At 65.8% G+C, this 15,720-nt stretch carries 14 protein-coding genes; 7 read left to right on the top strand and 7 right to left on the bottom strand.

The window, feature by feature from the left end; translation table 11 throughout:
- Positions 1–14 precede the first annotated feature (14 nt).
- From ACREB4_RS14040 to ACREB4_RS14025, 4 genes are all read left to right on the top strand, one after another.
- Positions 15–1,031, top strand: a complete 1,017-nt coding sequence (locus ACREB4_RS14040; RefSeq protein WP_431588849.1) for an NAD-dependent epimerase — start codon at positions 15–17, stop codon at positions 1,029–1,031.
- A 181-nt stretch (positions 1,032–1,212) separates the two neighbouring features.
- Positions 1,213–2,967 carry a DUF1800 domain-containing protein gene (locus ACREB4_RS14035; RefSeq protein ID WP_431588848.1) on the top strand — a complete coding sequence of 585 codons (1,755 nt, stop codon included), beginning with the start codon at positions 1,213–1,215 and terminating at the stop codon, positions 2,965–2,967.
- Positions 2,968–2,977: 10 nt separating this feature from the next.
- Positions 2,978–4,537 carry a DUF1501 domain-containing protein gene (locus ACREB4_RS14030; RefSeq protein WP_431588847.1) on the top strand — a complete coding sequence of 520 codons (1,560 nt, stop codon included), beginning with the start codon at positions 2,978–2,980 and terminating at the stop codon, positions 4,535–4,537.
- Between the two features lie 69 nt (positions 4,538–4,606).
- Positions 4,607–5,941: a UDP-glucose dehydrogenase family protein gene (locus ACREB4_RS14025; RefSeq protein WP_431588846.1), complete on the top strand. Its 1,335-nt coding sequence runs from the start codon at positions 4,607–4,609 to the stop codon at positions 5,939–5,941.
- Here the strand turns inward: ACREB4_RS14025 and ACREB4_RS14020 are convergent.
- Genes ACREB4_RS14020 through ACREB4_RS14010 form a run of 3 tightly spaced genes read right to left on the bottom strand, consistent with a single transcriptional unit; the run spans position 5,886 to position 8,647 of the window.
- Positions 5,886–7,319: a HAMP domain-containing sensor histidine kinase gene (locus tag ACREB4_RS14020; RefSeq protein WP_431588845.1), complete on the bottom strand. Its 1,434-nt coding sequence runs from the start codon at positions 7,317–7,319 to the stop codon at positions 5,886–5,888. The genes ACREB4_RS14025 and ACREB4_RS14020 overlap by 56 nt on opposite strands.
- Complete coding sequence (locus tag ACREB4_RS14015; RefSeq protein ID WP_431588844.1) at positions 7,319–8,035, bottom strand: response regulator; 717 nt, start codon at positions 8,033–8,035, stop codon at positions 7,319–7,321. The genes ACREB4_RS14020 and ACREB4_RS14015 overlap by 1 nt, the downstream gene beginning before the upstream one ends.
- A 24-nt stretch (positions 8,036–8,059) precedes the next feature.
- A complete protein-coding gene (locus ACREB4_RS14010; protein ID WP_431588843.1) occupies positions 8,060–8,647 on the bottom strand; it encodes a Spy/CpxP family protein refolding chaperone in 588 nt (195 codons plus the stop codon).
- A gap of 249 nt (positions 8,648–8,896) precedes the next feature.
- On the opposite strand from ACREB4_RS14010, the gene ACREB4_RS14005 reads away from it, so the two are divergent.
- Entirely contained in the window at positions 8,897–10,840 is a 1,944-nt protein-coding gene (locus ACREB4_RS14005; protein WP_431588842.1) for a methyl-accepting chemotaxis protein, read from the top strand.
- Between the two features lie 10 nt (positions 10,841–10,850).
- On the opposite strand, the gene ACREB4_RS14000 is transcribed toward ACREB4_RS14005, so the two are convergent.
- Entirely contained in the window at positions 10,851–11,528 is a 678-nt protein-coding gene (locus ACREB4_RS14000; RefSeq protein ID WP_431588841.1) for a DUF1345 domain-containing protein, read from the bottom strand.
- 68 nt (positions 11,529–11,596) lie between these two features.
- On the opposite strand from ACREB4_RS14000, the gene ACREB4_RS13995 reads away from it, so the two are divergent.
- Positions 11,597–11,893, top strand: coding sequence for a hypothetical protein (locus ACREB4_RS13995; RefSeq protein ID WP_431588840.1), 297 nt, complete (start codon positions 11,597–11,599; stop codon positions 11,891–11,893).
- 1 nt (position 11,894) lies between these two features.
- The gene (locus tag ACREB4_RS13990) at positions 11,895–13,121 is read left to right on the top strand and encodes a PQQ-dependent sugar dehydrogenase (RefSeq protein ID WP_431588839.1); all 1,227 of its coding nucleotides are present in this window, start codon (positions 11,895–11,897) and stop codon (positions 13,119–13,121) included.
- A gap of 36 nt (positions 13,122–13,157) precedes the next feature.
- On the opposite strand, the gene ACREB4_RS13985 is transcribed toward ACREB4_RS13990, so the two are convergent.
- From ACREB4_RS13985 to ACREB4_RS13975, 3 genes are read right to left on the bottom strand one after another with little or no spacing between them, the layout of a single operon-like run.
- Positions 13,158–14,375 (bottom strand): hypothetical protein, encoded by a 1,218-nt coding sequence (locus tag ACREB4_RS13985; protein ID WP_431588838.1) that lies wholly within the window; start codon positions 14,373–14,375, stop codon positions 13,158–13,160.
- Positions 14,375–15,130: a hypothetical protein gene (locus tag ACREB4_RS13980; RefSeq protein WP_431588837.1), complete on the bottom strand. Its 756-nt coding sequence runs from the start codon at positions 15,128–15,130 to the stop codon at positions 14,375–14,377. The genes ACREB4_RS13985 and ACREB4_RS13980 overlap by 1 nt, the downstream gene beginning before the upstream one ends.
- A gap of 21 nt (positions 15,131–15,151) precedes the next feature.
- A complete protein-coding gene (locus ACREB4_RS13975; RefSeq protein WP_431588836.1) occupies positions 15,152–15,712 on the bottom strand; it encodes a hypothetical protein in 561 nt (186 codons plus the stop codon).
- Between the last annotated feature and the right edge of the window lie 8 nt (positions 15,713–15,720).

Here is a 15,720-nt window from a genome sequence, read left to right as displayed (position 1 = left end):
ATCGTCATCGCGCCATGAAGGTTCTGGTGACCGGGGCGGCCGGCTTCATCGGCATGCACACGGCCCTGGCCTTGCTGGCCAGGGGAGACACCGTCACCGGCATCGACAACCTGAACGACTACTACGATCCCCAGCTGAAAAGAGACCGGCTGGCGGAAATCCGGCGCCAAGCACCCGGTGCGCCTTTCCGCTTCTTGCAGATGGACATCGCCGACGGCGATGCGGTCCATGGCCTGGTGGCCGAAGAAAGGTTCGACGCCGTGGTCCACCTGGCGGCCCAGGCGGGCGTGCGTTACTCGATCACCCACCCCCGTTCTTACGTGCAGTCCAACCTCGTCGGGTTCCTGAACGTGCTGGAAGCCTGCAGGCACCACCAGGTCGGTCACCTGGTGTACGCCAGCAGTTCCAGCGTCTACGGGGGCAACGTGAAAATGCCCTTCGCGGAATCCGATCCGGTCGACCACCCGGTGAGCCTGTACGCCGCCACCAAGAAGTCCAACGAACTGATGGCGCACAGCTACAGCCACCTGTTCGGCTTGCCCACCACGGGCCTGCGGTTCTTCACGGTGTACGGCCCCTGGGGACGTCCTGACATGGCGCCCATGCTGTTCACCAGCGCCATCCTGGCGGGCAAACCCATCACGGTGTTCAACCATGGCCAGATGCAGCGTGACTTCACCTACGTCGATGACATCGTGGCAGGCGTGCTGGCCACACTCGACCGTCCGCCCCAAGGCGACGCCAGCTTTGACCGGCAACAGCCTTCGCCCTCCGCATCCTGGGCCCCCTACCGGGTGTTCAACATCGGGCACAGCGAACCCGTGCCCTTGCTGGAATTCATCGGCACCCTGGAACATGCCTTGGGACGCCAGGCCATCAAGGACCTGCAACCCATGGCACCAGGCGACGTCGTGGCCACTTTCGCCGACACGGACGCCCTGTCGACCTGGACCGGCGTGCACCCGACCACTTCGTTGAAAGATGGTGTCGACCACTTCGTGCGCTGGTACCGGTCCTATTTCACGGATTGAGGCAGGAACGGGTCCGAATCGGGTTTGCCATGAAGCGCCCACCCCCTCGTTCACGGGGTCGAAGCCCGTATTTTTGCCCTTCGGCCGCCGCCCGGCGTCACAACTAGTGACAACCATCGTTGTCCTCAAAAACCATCCCGCTAATCTTCATCCACGTTAAACGTGGCATCAGGAGCATGCGGTGAAAATTGGAATGATCGGTCGATGGCTGGCCTGCGCCGGCTTGTGCACACTGATCCTCAGCGGCAGTGGCTGCGTGGTCGGAGAAGATTCCGCGGACTTTCCGAACAGCCGTTCCGAAACCTGGCGCTTCCTGAACCACGCCACCTTCGGCCCCACCGAAGCGGATGTGGCACGCATCGACAGCATCGGCTACAGCGCCTGGCTTGACGAGCAGTTCGCCATGCAGTCGGACACCACCGCGAGGGCCTTTCTGGAGCAGCGGGACGCCGAGCTCAAGGTGGACGAGCCCGCCAACAAAAGCCGCGCTGATCAAATCGTCGAAGGCTTTTACACCCGCGCCTTGACCGACCCGGCCCAACTGCGGCAACGCGTGGTGTTCGCCTTGTCCGAGATCTTCGTGGTTTCGCTGAACAACCCGGAGCTGAACCCGCGCCCCTCGTTCGTGGCCGGCTACATCGACACCCTGAACGCCAATGCGTTTTCGGATTACCGCACCTTGCTGGAAGCGGTGACCAAGAGCCCGGCCATGGGCATTTACCTGAGCTTCAGGGCCAACCAGAAGGAAGACGATGCCATCGGCCGCGTTCCCGATGAAAACTACGCCCGCGAAGTGATGCAGCTGTTTTCGATCGGCCTGCACGAGCTGAACATGGATGGCACGCCGGTGATGGGCAGCAATGGCCTGCCCAAGCCCTCGTACACCAGCGAGGACGTGCAAGGGCTGGCCAAGATCTTCACGGGCTGGAGCTTCTACCGTGGCCCCGCCTTCTCCAGCCAGACCGAGTTGGATTGCTTCAATGGCAACACCAGCTGCCAGGACCCCGAAGGCGCTTACCGCCCCATGGTGGCCTACCCGGCTTACCACTCCACGTCGGCCACGTCCTTCCTCAACGTGACGGTGCCGGCCCGCTCCGGCTCGGATCCGCAGGCCGACCTCAAGATCGCGCTGGACACCCTGGCCAAGCACAAGAACGTGGCGCCCTTTTTCTGCCGGCAGTTGATCCAGCGCCTGGTCACCAGCAACCCCAGCCCTGAATACGTGGGGCGGGTCGCGCAGAAGTTCGTGGACACGAATGGCAGCCTCAAGGAAGTCGTCAAGGCCATCCTGCTGGACGCGGATGCGCTGGGTTCGCCCTACCAGACCTGGTCCACCGACGGCAAACTGCGCGAACCCGTGTTGCGGCTGACCGCCTTGCTGCGGGCCTTCACCTTCGATGGCCCTGGCTTGAAAGCGAGCACGGGCCGGGTCAAGACGGCGGGCATCACGTCCACGGCCGACGCGTCCTTGTCCTTCGGGCAACAGCCCTGGAACTCGCCATCGGTGTTCAACTTCTTCCGTCCCGGTTACGTGCCGCCCCAGAGCAACAGCGCGGCCAAGGGCATGGTGGTGCCGGAGATGCAGATCGCCAGCGAGATCAGCGTGACAGGCTACGTCAACTCGGTGCTGTCATTGCTCAACAACGGCATCGGCAAGGTGAACAACCAGGCGGGCGTGCGCCTGGTGCTGACGGAGCAAAGGCCGCTGGCCAAGAACCCGCAGGACCTGGTGAACGACGTCAACAACCGCCTGATCGGCGGGATCATGACGCCCGCGCTGCAGAAGGACATCCTCGCCGCGCTGGAGACCATCCCGGTCCCGGCCCTGAACGAGGCCGGCAGCAACACGGCGGACATCAACGCCGCCCTGGACAAGCGTGTCAACGCCGCCATCCTGATGACCGCCGTTTCCACCGAATTCCTGATTCAAAAATGAGCCAGCCGACATGAGCACCAATCCACGTCGATCATTCCTGAAGCAGGCGTCCGTGCTGGGCGCCGCCGGCCTGACCACCCCCTGGGCCCTGAACCTGGCCTCCATGGGCGTGGCATCGGCCCAATCCAGCGGTACCACCGACTACAAGGCGCTGGTGTGCCTTTTCCTCGGCGGCGGCAACGACGCCCACAACACCGTGGTCGCCAACGACGAAGCCTCCTGGTACTACTACAGCGTGGCGCGCGACCCCAATGCCGCCATCGTGGCCAACGGCGGCACCGCCGTGCCCGGCGTGGTGTCCACGGCGCTGAAGCGATCCGACATGCTGCCCATCACCGTGAAGGACACCGGGGGCTTCAACGCCGACCGCAACTTCAAGGTCTTCGCCTTGCACCCGCAACTCAAGCGCATCCGCGACATGTACGTGGCCGGCAAGGCCGCCGTGATCGCCAACGTGGGACCGCTGATCACCCCCACCAACAAGATCGACCTGTACGACCTGAGCTTTCCACTGCCCACCAACCTGATGTCGCACAACGACCAGCAGTCGATGTGGCAGTCCTTCGGGGCCGAGGGCTCGGTCGCGGGCTGGGGCGGCCTGATGATGGACAGCCTGATGTCCCGCAACACCGTCAGCACCTTCTCCAGCATCGGCATCAACAGCGGTCCGGTGTGGTTGTCGGGCAAGCAGGTGATGCCCTACCAGCTCAGCACCTCGGGGATGAACCGCATGGCCGGCGAGGGCACCACCTACGGGAGCGCCGCGGTGTTCCAGGCGGTGCGCAAGATCGCCGCCACCCCCACCATCCAGGACACCCTGGCGCAGGATTACACCAAGACCGTGCAACGCGCCTTGAGCGTGGAAAGCACCTTGCTGAGCGCCTTGCCCAGCGCCATGCAGGCGCCTTGGGGAACGCCCGGGGCCGCCTCCTCCGCCACCGACCCCCTGCTGAAATACACCGACCCCAACACCGGCCTGAGCACCCTGAACCCGCTGGCCCTGCAACTGCAGCTGGTGGCCCGCATGATCGCCACGCGAGACGCCAGCGGCATCGGCGCCAAGCGGCAGGTGTTCATGGTGACGCTGAACGGTTTCGACACCCATGACAGCCTGCTGACGGTCCATGGCGACCTGATGGCACGGCTGGACCACGCCGTCGCGTATTTCTACGACACCCTGTCCAAGATGCCTGGCGGCCAGGATCTGCGCTCGAACGTCACCTCGTTCACCGCCTCGGACTTCGGCCGGGCCCTGAACAACAACGGCGATGGCACCGACCACGGCTGGGGCGGGCACCACTTCGTCTTTGGTGGCAGCGTCAAGGGCGGCGACATGTACGGCCGCTTCCCCGACTTCAGCCCCTTCGACCAGGGCTCCTACTTCAGCGCCAACCTGCTGACCAACGGGGTGCTGCTGCCTTCGCAGTCGGTGGACCAGGTGGTCTACACCCTGGGCAAGTGGATGGACGTGCCCGAAACCGCCCTGACCGGCGCGGGGGGCACGCCCGGAATCGCGCCAAACATCGGAAATTTCGATGTGTCAACCCGCAACTTGGGGTTCATGGCGTAACGACTGGGGCGTGATAGTTGCTAGGGTTCTGACAGAATGTCTCTGTTCCCAATCAACCATTGAGCGTCCATGAAAGTATCAGTTGTTGGCACCGGCTACGTGGGCCTGGTGACCGGAGCCTGCTTGGCAGAAATGGGCAACGATGTCCTGTGTCTGGACGTCGACCCCAACAAGATCCGCATCCTTGAAGAAGGCGGCATCCCCATCCACGAACCAGGACTGGACGTGGTGGTGGCCCGCAATGTGAAAGCCGGTCGCCTCGCCTTCACCACCGACGTCGCCCGCGCGGTGGCGCACGGCACCCTCCAGTTCATCGCCGTGGGCACGCCCCCCGATGAAGACGGCTCGGCCGACCTGCAGTACGTGCTGGCCGCCGCCCGCAACATCGGCCGCCTGATGACCGACTACAAGGTGGTGGTCGACAAGAGCACGGTGCCCGTGGGCACGGCCGACAAGGTCCGCGCCGCCATCGCCGACGAACTGGCCAAGCGTGGCAGCGATGCGCGCTACGCCGTGGTCTCCAACCCCGAGTTCCTGAAAGAGGGCGCGGCGGTTGAAGACTTCATGCGCCCCGACCGCATCGTGGTGGGCGCCGACGACGAGCAGGCCATCCTCTTGATGCGAGCCTTGTACGCGCCCTTCTCGCGCAACCGCGACAAGGTCCTGGTGATGGACGTGCGCAGCGCCGAACTCACCAAGTACGCCGCCAACGCCATGCTGGCCACCCGCATCAGCTTCATGAACGAGCTGGCCTTGCTGGCCGAGAAGATGGGCGCCGACATCGAGTCCGTGCGCCAGGGCATCGGCTCCGACCAGCGCATCGGTTTCCACTTCCTGTACGCCGGCTGCGGCTACGGTGGCAGTTGCTTCCCCAAGGACGTCAAGGCCCTGATCAAGACGGCCAGTGGCGAGGGCCAGGACCTGAAGGTGCTGCAGGCCGTGGAAGACGCCAACGACGCCCAGAAGATGGTGCTGGTGGACAAGGTCACCAAGCGCTTCGGCCAAGATCTGAAGGGCAAGCGTTTCGCGGTCTGGGGCCTGGCTTTCAAGCCCAACACCGACGACATGCGAGAGGCCACGAGCCGCGTGGTGCTGCAGGAGTTGTTCGACCGTGGCGCCACCGTGACCGCCTACGACCCGGTGGCCATGGACGAAGCTCGCCGCATCTTTGGCGACCACGCCAGCCTGAGCTACGCCGATTCGCCCATGGCAGCCCTGGAAGGCGCCGACGCGCTGGTCATCGTGACCGAGTGGAAGGAATTCCGCAGCCCCGATTTCGGCGACATCAAGGCCGCCTTGAAGTCACCGGTCATCTTCGACGGGCGCAATCTTTACGAACCCAGCCTGGTCAAGGCTTCTGGCCTGGACTACCTGGCGATTGGGCGGGCTGCTTCGGCAGCGTGATCACGAAGCGGCTGCCGCCGCCTTCGCGGGCTTCGCAGCGCACCTGGCCGCCATGCCTCTGGGCAATCTGGCGGACCAGGCTGAGCCCCAGCCCCACGCCACCCGCGTGCTCGGAGTGGCCGGGCAGGCGGTAGAAGGGCTCGAAGATGCGCTCGCACTCTTCGGCCGGCACACCCGGACCGCGGTCGCTCACGCTGATCTCGACCAGCGTGGGCGTGGCGGCCAATGCCAGCAGGATGGGCTCCTGGTTGCCGCCATAGCGCTTGGCGTTTTCCAAAAGATTGCGCACGGCACGGCGCACCAGGCGCTCGTCGAATCGGACCAAGGCCCCCGCCGCCTCGTCGGCTTCCAGCACGGCGTCCACACGACGCGCTTCTTCGGCCGCCAGGCCCACCAGGTCCACCGGCTGGAGGTTCAGCTCGGACTTGGCGTCCAGGCGGCTGGCCAGCAGCACCTCTTCCACCAGGGCGTCCAGCTCCTTGATGTCCTGGTTGATCTCACGGCGCAGCGCCTCGCTGCGTTCCGGTGGCAGTTCGGCCATCATGGACACCGCCATTTTCAGACGCGCCAGGGGTGACCTCAGTTCGTGGCTCGCGTTGGCCAGCAGGTTGCGGTGAGCACCGATCAGGTCCTCGATGCGTTGGGCGGCCTGGTTGAAGCTCTGGGCCAGGTCGGCCACCTCGTCGCGCCCCTCGACGTCCACCCGGTGCTGCAACTGGCCGGAACCAAAGGTTTCGACGCCTTGACGCAGGGCCTTGAGGCGGCGGGTGAGGCGGTTGGCGACGGGCCAGGCGCCCACGGCCACGGCCACGAAAAGCATCAGCAAGGACACGAGCAAGGCCGGGGCGCCGTTGAGCAGCCATGGAGGCGGCACCAACCAGCCCAGCGGCCCGCCAAACCAGTGGGGCTCGCCCAGGCCACCCCGGGGCGGCGGTCCCTCGCCGTCGTTGGGCGGTGGGCCGTTGCGACCGCGGTTCATCATGGGCGGTTGCCGCAGAATCCACAGCACACGGCCATCCGACAAGTGGACCTCTTGCAAACGGATCAAGCCGCCGCGCTGGCGCAACAGGCGCTCCTGCATCAGGTCCGAGGTGGCGATGCGCCGGCCCTGGGGGTTGTCGAGCGCCAAAGGCAGTCGCAAGCGCGCGGCCCATTCCAGCAGGGCCTGGGCCTGGTCGGCCTCGGGCTGGGTGACCCCTGGCAAACTGTTCTCGATCAGCTCTCCCCACGCCGCGGCGCGCTCGTTCGAAGCCGCCTGGGACTGCAGTTCGCTGCGCTCGTGCTCCATGTGGCGCTGCGCCAGCCACCCGGTTCCCAGCGTGAACAGGAGCAAGACCGCGACCACGGTCAGGTAGATCCGCAGCGCGAGGGTCTTCATTATTCGGCGTCGGTGTCGGCGTCCTGCTTCTTGGCGAAGACGTAGCCCGCGCCACGCACGGTGAGGATGCGCTTGGGCTCCTTGGGGTCGTCCTCGATGGCCGCCCGGATGCGCGATATGTGCACATCGATGGACCGGTCGTAGGCCTCGAGGGGATGGCCCTTGAGCGCGTCCATGATGTGATCACGGCTGAGCACGCGCCCCGGGTGCTGGGCCAGCACGGACAAGAGGTCGAATTGGTAGGAGGTCAGCTCGCAAGGCGTCCCGTTGAGGCGCGCCTGACGCAGGCCAGCGTCGATTTCCAGGCGGCCGAACCGCCACACGTCATCGTCCTGGGCCGCGGCGCCCGTGCGGCGCAGCAAGGCGCGCAGGCGGGCCAACAGTTCGCGCGGCTCGAAGGGCTTGGGCAGGTAGTCGTCGGCGCCGACCTCCAGGCCCACGATGCGGTCGGTGGGCTCGCCCCGCGCGCTGAGCATCAGCAGGGGCAAAGACCGTGTGCGAGAGGCGGACCGCAACTCGCGGCACAGGTCCAGCCCATCGCCATCGGGCAGCATCAGGTCCAGGACCAAGGCATCGACGGCCTGGCGCGCCAACAGCTCACGGCCCGCCGTCAGGCTGGGGGCGCTGGAAACCTGGTAGCCGTGGCTGCGCAGGTAGTCGCCCACCATGGCGCTCAGGCGCAGGTCGTCGTCGATCAGTAGGATGTGCTCGCTCATGTCCAGCATTGTCGCGCGCTCCGGCTACTGGCGCTCGGCCCGGGCGTGGGCGGGGCCATGGGCTTTCATCCATTCGTGGCGCTTTTGCACCTTGGCCACCAGCTCGGCCCGCTGCTCGGGGGTGAGCACCTTGCTGACGTCCAGCGCCAATTGCAGCATCCGCTTGCTGACGGCATCGTGGCTGGCCAGGCTCTGCTGCCGCAGGCTTTCCGCCGCGGCGGCGTCCACCTGGGGCTGGGCAAACAAGGCCAAGGTCTTTTCATGCAGGTCACGCCCGGCTTCGTGCAAGGGCTTCAGGTCGGCTTGGGCCGATTTGGCCAGCGCCTTGATCTGGGTGCGTTGCGCATCCGTGGCCTTGACCTTGTCCAGCAAGCGGTCCAGACCACGGCTTTCCAGGGGCAGGAAACCCGGGCCGCCGGGGCCAGCGAAGCGGGGGTGGTGATGGTGAGGGGGGGCTTCCCCAGGCGCGGGCGCGCTGGCCTTGGTGGCCTCCTGGGCCTGGGCCAGCGAGGTCATGCCGATGGCCGACGCGGCCGAAATCACCAGCAGTGCGCTGGCCATGGCGAGGGGCCTCCAGGTGGCAGCCTGCCCGAGTTGTTTGATGTTGCCCATGGTTTCTAGCTTCCTTTAGCAGGAGATGGCCCTTGCCACCTGTCCATGCCTTCATGGTGCGAGCCGGCGGTAAACGGGGTGTGGCCCGCCCGTAAAGATCTGTGAAATGAAACAGAGGGCCCAACGCTGCACTATTTCCTTTACCGACGGCGGCGATACACCAGAAAATGGGACAAACAACTTGCAAGGTTGGGCATGTCCATGGATGACTCGATTCGACTTTCCGCGCCCACACCGGACAAGTGGTCAATGTTCTTTCGGTACCACGGCGCCTGGGCACCGGGGGTCAGGCTCTTCAGGCGCATCGACTTCAAGACCAAGGCACTGACCATTTCGCTGGTCTTCGCCATCCCCCTTTTCTGGCTGTCCTGGCAGTACTTTGGGGACAAGGCCGCCATGATCGAGTTCTCGGCCCGGGAACGCATTGGCGTGACCTACGCCCGCCAACTGATGCCCTTGATGGGCGCCCTGCAAAAGCAACGCTCGCTGGCGCTGGCAGAGACCACCGGGCCCGTGGCCCCGCCAGCGCTGGCCGCCGCGCAGAAAGAAGTGGCCGAGGGCCTGGCCCGCCTCGACGCTGAGCAGCAAACCCACGGCGCGGTGCTGGGCACCGACAAGCCTTACCAGGCCTTCCTCGAAGCCCACCGCCAGAAGGCCTCGGCCTCGGCCGGTTTCGACACGGTCTGGGCAACCCATACCCGCCAGTTGGACCAGCTGACCACCCTGCTCTCAGCCTCCACCGATGGCTCCAACCTGACGCTGGACCCCGACATCGACAGCTACTACCTGATGGACGCCTCGATGTTCCGCTTGCCCTTGCTGAGCGATTACCTGGCGCAGCTCGGTGAACTGGGTGCCGTCATGCTGCGCAACTCGGCCGGCACGCCCGCCCAGGTCCGGCGCGTGACCGAATTGCTGGTGCTGGCCACTGGCCAATTGCAGGCCGTGCGCGATGGCCTGGACAAGGTCTATGCCTACAACGGGGAATCGCGTGTGCAGGTCGACGCCGACGATGCCATCCGCCAGATCAGCCTTTTCTTGCAGCAGTCCGAAGCGAACCTGCTGCGCGCCGAGGGCCCTCAAGGCCAGGCGAACGCGCACCAGGCCTCGGCGCTTCAGGCCTTGGCCCAACTGACAGGCCTGACCACCCGAACCACCGACCACATGGACGCCCTGATCGCCACGCGCGTGAACACCATGACCCGCGCGCGCGACATCACGACCGCGGTGATGGCCTTGTGCATCGCCGTGGCCCTGTACCTGTTCCTGTCCTTCAAGAAGGTGCTGGATGGCGGCCTGCGCGAAATCGCCCACCACCTCGATGCCATGCGCGACGGCAACCTGACCACCCGCCCCAAGGCCTGGGGCCGCGACGAAATCGCCCAACTGATCCAGTGCCTGGGCGACATGCAGACCTCGCTGGCCGGCATCGTGCACCAGGTCCGCCAGTCGTCCGATTCACTGCTCAATGGCGCCCACGAAATCAGCCTGGGCTCGGTGGAGTTGTCGGCCCGCACCGAGGCCAACGCGGCCAGCCTGGAGCAAACCGCGGCATCGATGAGCGCGATCACGCAAACAGCCCATGCCAGTGCCGACCACAGCCGCGCGGCTTCGCAACTGGCGCACGACAACGCCGACGCGGCCAGCCAAGGCCTGGCGATCATCCAGCAGGTCATGGCGGGCATGAACACCGTCAAGGACAGCTCGCGCCAGATCGGCGACATCGTGGCGGTGATCGACGGCATCGCTTTCCAGACCAACATCCTGGCCCTGAACGCGGCGGTGGAAGCCGCCCGGGCCGGCGAGCAAGGCAAGGGCTTTGCCGTGGTGGCGGGCGAAGTGCGGGCCTTGTCCCTGCGCTCGGCCACCGCCGCCCGAGAAATCAAGGCCCTGATCAACGACAGCTTGGGCCGGGTGGATGACAGCACCCAGGTGGCCCGATCCGCCGACCAGGCCATGGCCCAGTTGGCCGACAACGCTCAGCGCATGAAAACCTTGCTGGCAGAGATTTCGGCGTCGGCCCACCGGCAGAACTCGGGCATCACCGGGATCGGCTCGGCGGTGCAGGACCTGGACAGCTCCACCCAGCAGAACAGCGCGCTGGTGGAGGAGACCGCCGCAGCGGCCTTGTCCATGAAGCAACTGGCCCAGCAACTGGCCGAACGGGTCAGCATGTTCAAGACCGCCGGCTGACCCAGACTGCTCAAATCATGCCGGCGCCGATGTTGATCGTCAGCGCCAGCAAGGTGGTGTTGAACAGGAAAGCCAGCACGCAATGGATCAGGCCGATGCGGCGCATGGCGCTGTTGGTGAAGCTGACATCGGCCGTTTGCGCGGACGTGCCGATCACGAAGGAAAAATAGACGAAATCGCCATAACCCGGCAGTTCGGTGCCCGGAAAATCCAGCCCGCCCACCCGCGTCTGGCCGGTGTCCTGGTCAAGGTAGAAGTCGTGCGCGTAATGCAGCGCGAACATGGTGTGCGTGAAGGCCCAGGACGAAAAAATGGTGGCCGTGGCCAGGCCAACGTGCATGAAACGCTCGGCCTGGCTCATTTCTTTCGCCATCGACAGTTCGGCCACGATGGCCACCAGGCTGGCCACGGCCGCCGCGATCACCAACACCAGGATGGTCCACTGCCCTTCGTCCTCCAGGTTGGCGCGCCAGCGCATCTGTTCGGGCGACGCGCGGGCCATCATCACCCCCACGATCACCAGGTAGAACAAGACGGCGGCGTTCCAGGCAATCAGCATTCGGGTGGTGAGGCTTTCCACCACACCCGAGGGCAGCAGTGCCATGATCAAGGCCCCCAGCGCGGCGGCGATGAACAAGCGCGGCCGAACCTGAAGCTGGCGGATGAAACGGTTGCGATGCAGGGACATCCCGGGAGTATCAGGCAGGAACAAACCGCCTCCCCGTGCTAACGTGTCTCAGCTTTTGGAGTTTTCCCATGTCTGAGCTCAATGGGCCCGCCCGCCCCCGCGCACGCCGCCCGCGTGGCAGCGCCAAAGGTGCCGCCACGCCCCCACCGGCCCTGCCCACCCGGCTGGAAACCCTGCGCGATGCCCTCGTGCACTGCGTGGACCTGCTCAAGCAGCGCCGAGCCGACCTCATCCCCCCCAGCGACATCGACGAATTCATCGACCTGGACTGGATGGTCTGGGATGGCGGCAACCTGACCCTGACCCTGACGGGCAGCAACATCTGCCGGCAAGCCCGATCCCGGGCCGGATCGGCCGACGGGTGACGTGGCCAAGCGCGCCGCCCTCCTTTCCGCGCTGATCCTGCTGGGCCTGACCGCCGCCTGCCAGGACGCCACCTCGGTGCAGCCAGCAGCCGGCACGCCGTTGGAAACCCGCCCACCCAATGCCGCCGACCAACGGCCCGCCTTCGCCGGGCAGACGCGCGCGCCGGGCGTGAGCGCCAAGGTGGCTTTCAAGGTGACCGTGCTGGCCACGGGTCTGAAACTGCCTTGGGCGGTCGAGCCGCTGCCCGATGGCGCGCTGCTGGTCACCGAAAAGGTCGGCACCATGCGCATCGTGTCGGCCGCCGGCAAGGTGGGCCCGCCCCTGGCCGGTCTGCCGGCCGTCGACGCCCGCGCCCAGGGCGGCCTGCTCGACGTCGCCCTCAGCCCCGCCTTCAGCACCGACCGCCAGCTCTACTGGACCTTCACCGAACCCCGTGGTGGCGGCCTCAACGGCACCAGCCTGGCGCGCGGCGTGCTCTCCGCCGACCGGACGCGCGTCGAACAGGTCAAGGTGATCCTGCGATCGCTGCCCGCCTTCGATGGCGTGCTGCACTTCGGCTCGCGCCTGGCCTTCGGGCCGGACGGCAAGCTGTACATGACGCTGGGCGAACGCTCGAATGCCGAGATGCGGCCCTATGCGCAACGGCCCGACAGCCACCTGGGCAAGGTCCTGCGCGTGAACACCGATGGCACGCCCCCCGCCGACAACCCCCTGGTGGGCCAGCCCGGCGCCCGGCCCGAGATCTGGAGCCTGGGACACCGCAACGTGCAGGCCGCGGCCTTTGACCCGCAAGGGCGCCTCTGGGTCGCTGAGATGGGCACGCAGGGTGGCGACGAACTGAACCTGATCGGCAAAGGCAAGAATTACGGCTGGCCCCTGGTGGCCTATGGCGAAGAGTATTCAGGCCAGCCGATCGCCGGGTCCGTGACCGACCGGCCCGGCTTCGAACAACCCGTGTATTACTGGGACCCGGTGATCGCGCCTTCGGGGGCGCAGTTCTACACCGGCAAGGCCTTCCCCGCCTGGCAGGGCAGCCTGTTCATCGGCGCCCTGCGCGAACGCCGCCTGGTGCGGCTGGTGATCCAGAATGACCGGGTCGTGGGCGAAGAACACCTGCTGGCCGACCGTGAACAACGCATCCGCGATGTGAAGCAAGGCCCGGATGGCGCCCTGTACGTGGTCACCGATCAAAGCAAGGGCGAACTCTGGAAGATCAGCCCGCGTTGATGCTGACGCGGGCTGACTGACGCCCAACCAACAGGCTCAGGCCGGCGACACATTGCCCTCGCGGCGCAGCAAGGCCAGGGCGTCTTTCAAGGCCGGGTCCCGGTCGCTTTTCAGGGTGGCCTGGGCTTCGCCGATGAAGTCTTCCCACAGCGCCAGGTAGTCGTCCTGGTGCTGCAGTGGCGCGTGGTCCCGGATGTACTGCGTGACCAGGCCAGCATCCAGCCCCGCCTTGCGGATCTTGCGGACCAGGGTGGCGGCGCTGCGTTCGGACAGCAAGGTCTTGGGCGCGGTGCCCGTGGCCACGCACAGGAACAAGGTGATGAGCGAGCCATCGTCGCTGTGGCCGCCGGTCACCTTTTTCCAGCTGGCCGAGGCCGAGCGGTCGTGGTGATCGACATCGCTCAAGGCATCCTCGATCCAGAAATAGCGCCCCCGGAAGGCCGCCGTCTTGTGGAACAGCTTCTGCACCGCCACCGTGGCGTCCAGGATCTTGGGCAAGTCGGCCTGCACCGATTGCCAGGCCTGCTCGACCACGGTTTTGAAGGCCTCAGGCAGCTTGGGCGGCAGGCCTTTCAACTGAGTGGCCGCCGCCGGCTTCTTGCGCAGGCTTGACACCATCTTGTCGAACGCAGGCCAATCGGGCATGTCGGTCTGCTGGGCAGCGAGGGCCAGCAGCGCAGTGCGCATGACCGCGTCGGCGTCCGCGCCCGCTTCTTCCAGTTCGGCCTCGTCCATGCCCAAGGCCGCGGCCAGCCAGACGGCCGCGTCCATGGCTTGCGCCGCGTGGGCACGCTGGGCCAGTTCGGCGCGGTAATCGGCCAGGCTGCGCAGCGACCACTTGGCCAATTGCGGGATGTGGTCGTCGGTGAAGCCGTGGCGCTCGTTCATGCCGAAGTGGCTGGTCTGCGGCATGGCGATCAGGCGCTTGAGCATGTCCGAGCCGCCCTTGGAGCGCGACAAGAACGAGTGGTCGCGCAGGGATTCGGCCGCCAGGCGCAGGTCGCCCCCAGTGCTGTCTTCCAGGTAGAGGCTCACCAGGTTGACGATGCGGTCCTTGGCTTTTTCAAGCTCGGGCTGCAGAAATTCGCTGCCGAAATAGGCGGCGATCTGCACCATGCCCTTGGGCGCATCCTTGCAGATGGCGTCGAGCTTGGCCTGATCGAGGATGCCTTGCTGCACGCCAAACTGCAGCGCCTTTTCAAAAAACGGTCGCGCGTCGTAGAGCGCGATGGTCGAAACAGCGGGATCCGACATCAGATGGCCGATTCCTCTTCCGATTCCAGCGAGGCGGGCGTGATCTTGCCGCGGTCGGTGTCGGCCAGGTCGACCTTGCCATCGCCCTCTTCCGGCTCGTCGGATTCTTCCTCCAGGCCAGCGTCGAAAGCGCGCGATTTGGCGCGCAGCACCAGCAGCATTTCAATGAACAGATCGGGGTTCTTGTAGCGCAGGAGCCAGGCCAGTTCCATCCAGTCCTGGTCGGCGATTTCGTCCTGGTCGACCACGGGCTTGGCATAGGCCGAGCCGTACAACGCGGCCTCGGACAGGATCTGGCCATCGTCTTCCAGCGCATCGAAACTGCCCGTGCGCGCGAAGGTTTCGACGCGGCTCCACTTGTCGGCGAAGTAGTCGGCCAGGGCCTCGCTGCCGCCTTCCAGATCACCCACGGCGGTGAGGAATTCGACCGGGTCGGCCTCTTCGCGGAAGATGATGGAGTTGACCATGCCGCGCAGGTGGGTGCGGCTCAGGTCCTTGTAGCGCTTCTCGATGACCACGGCGCGCGCGAACTGCTCGGGCGTGACCATCATGTTGATGATCGAGCCCTTGGAGTTGTCGTACTCGCGGATGACGGCCAGGATGTCCTTGGGCGGCAGTTGCTCCAGCACCACCATCAGGGCGTTGTCGCCCTCGGTGTCGGCCAGTTCGACCAGCGCGGACTCGGCGCCGACGATGTCGCCGGCGGCGATCAGGCTCTGGGTCTTGGTGATCAGGGCAAGGTGTTTGCTGCTCATCGGGGTTCTCTTTCGGTCCGGTCAGTCTTTGCGGTCGAAGCCTTGTTCGGCCAGCCAGTCGGCGCCAGCTTCCTCGCGGGTGCGGCCATCGCCATTGTCCTCGTGATCAATGCCTTCTTCGCCATCGTGGTCGTGCTCACCGTCCTCGCCGTCCTCGTGGTCGTCGCCGGCACCCTGTGCGGCCAGGGCAGCGTCGGGCTTGGTGTGCATGTATTCCAGGGCGGCAGCGACCACCATGAAGCGCTCGCCGGAAGGCTGCTGGCAGAACACGTCGGCCAGCGCCCGCGCCCAAGGCGCCAGCACGACGGCGTCCGACAGGCTGTCCCAGTCGGGCAACTCGTCGAACTCCTGGCCCAGCAGGTGGTCCATGACCGCCGGCAGCGTGAAACGGAAGCCCTGGTGGAAGACGACCGCCACCATTTCGGGGCTGATGTCGATCATCTGCAGCAGGAAATCGAGCTGGCCACGCTTCTCGGTGAGGCGCTGGCGCAGCACGTCCTGGCCTTCGGAGTCGAAGCTCAGGTCGTCCATCTCGGCCTGGTAGGACGAGCGCAGTTCGTGGAAATAGGGGGAAATGGTCATGGGGCGGG

Source organism: Aquabacterium sp., assembly GCF_050725395.1.
Taxonomy (GTDB): domain Bacteria; phylum Pseudomonadota; class Gammaproteobacteria; order Burkholderiales; family Burkholderiaceae_C; genus Aquabacterium.
This window is presented reverse-complemented; position numbering and strand designations above follow the sequence as displayed.

What these genes read in the sequence shown, in the direction of transcription:
- ACREB4_RS13975 (WP_431588836.1), bottom strand. Translation starts at nt 15,712, where the DNA reads ATGACCATTTCCCCCTATTTCCACGAACTGCGCTCGTCCTACCAGGCC.
- ACREB4_RS14025 (WP_431588846.1), top strand. Translation starts at nt 4,607, where the DNA reads ATGAAAGTATCAGTTGTTGGCACCGGCTACGTGGGCCTGGTGACCGGA.
- ACREB4_RS14040 (WP_431588849.1), top strand. Translation starts at nt 15, where the DNA reads ATGAAGGTTCTGGTGACCGGGGCGGCCGGCTTCATCGGCATGCACACG.
- ACREB4_RS14030 (WP_431588847.1), top strand. Translation starts at nt 2,978, where the DNA reads ATGAGCACCAATCCACGTCGATCATTCCTGAAGCAGGCGTCCGTGCTG.
- ACREB4_RS13980 (WP_431588837.1), bottom strand. Translation starts at nt 15,130, where the DNA reads ATGAGCAGCAAACACCTTGCCCTGATCACCAAGACCCAGAGCCTGATC.
- ACREB4_RS14015 (WP_431588844.1), bottom strand. Translation starts at nt 8,035, where the DNA reads ATGAGCGAGCACATCCTACTGATCGACGACGACCTGCGCCTGAGCGCC.
- ACREB4_RS14010 (WP_431588843.1), bottom strand. Translation starts at nt 8,647, where the DNA reads ATGGGCAACATCAAACAACTCGGGCAGGCTGCCACCTGGAGGCCCCTC.
- ACREB4_RS13995 (WP_431588840.1), top strand. Translation starts at nt 11,597, where the DNA reads ATGTCTGAGCTCAATGGGCCCGCCCGCCCCCGCGCACGCCGCCCGCGT.
- ACREB4_RS13985 (WP_431588838.1), bottom strand. Translation starts at nt 14,375, where the DNA reads ATGTCGGATCCCGCTGTTTCGACCATCGCGCTCTACGACGCGCGACCG.
- ACREB4_RS14000 (WP_431588841.1), bottom strand. Translation starts at nt 11,528, where the DNA reads ATGTCCCTGCATCGCAACCGTTTCATCCGCCAGCTTCAGGTTCGGCCG.
- ACREB4_RS14020 (WP_431588845.1), bottom strand. Translation starts at nt 7,319, where the DNA reads ATGAAGACCCTCGCGCTGCGGATCTACCTGACCGTGGTCGCGGTCTTG.
- ACREB4_RS14005 (WP_431588842.1), top strand. Translation starts at nt 8,897, where the DNA reads ATGTTCTTTCGGTACCACGGCGCCTGGGCACCGGGGGTCAGGCTCTTC.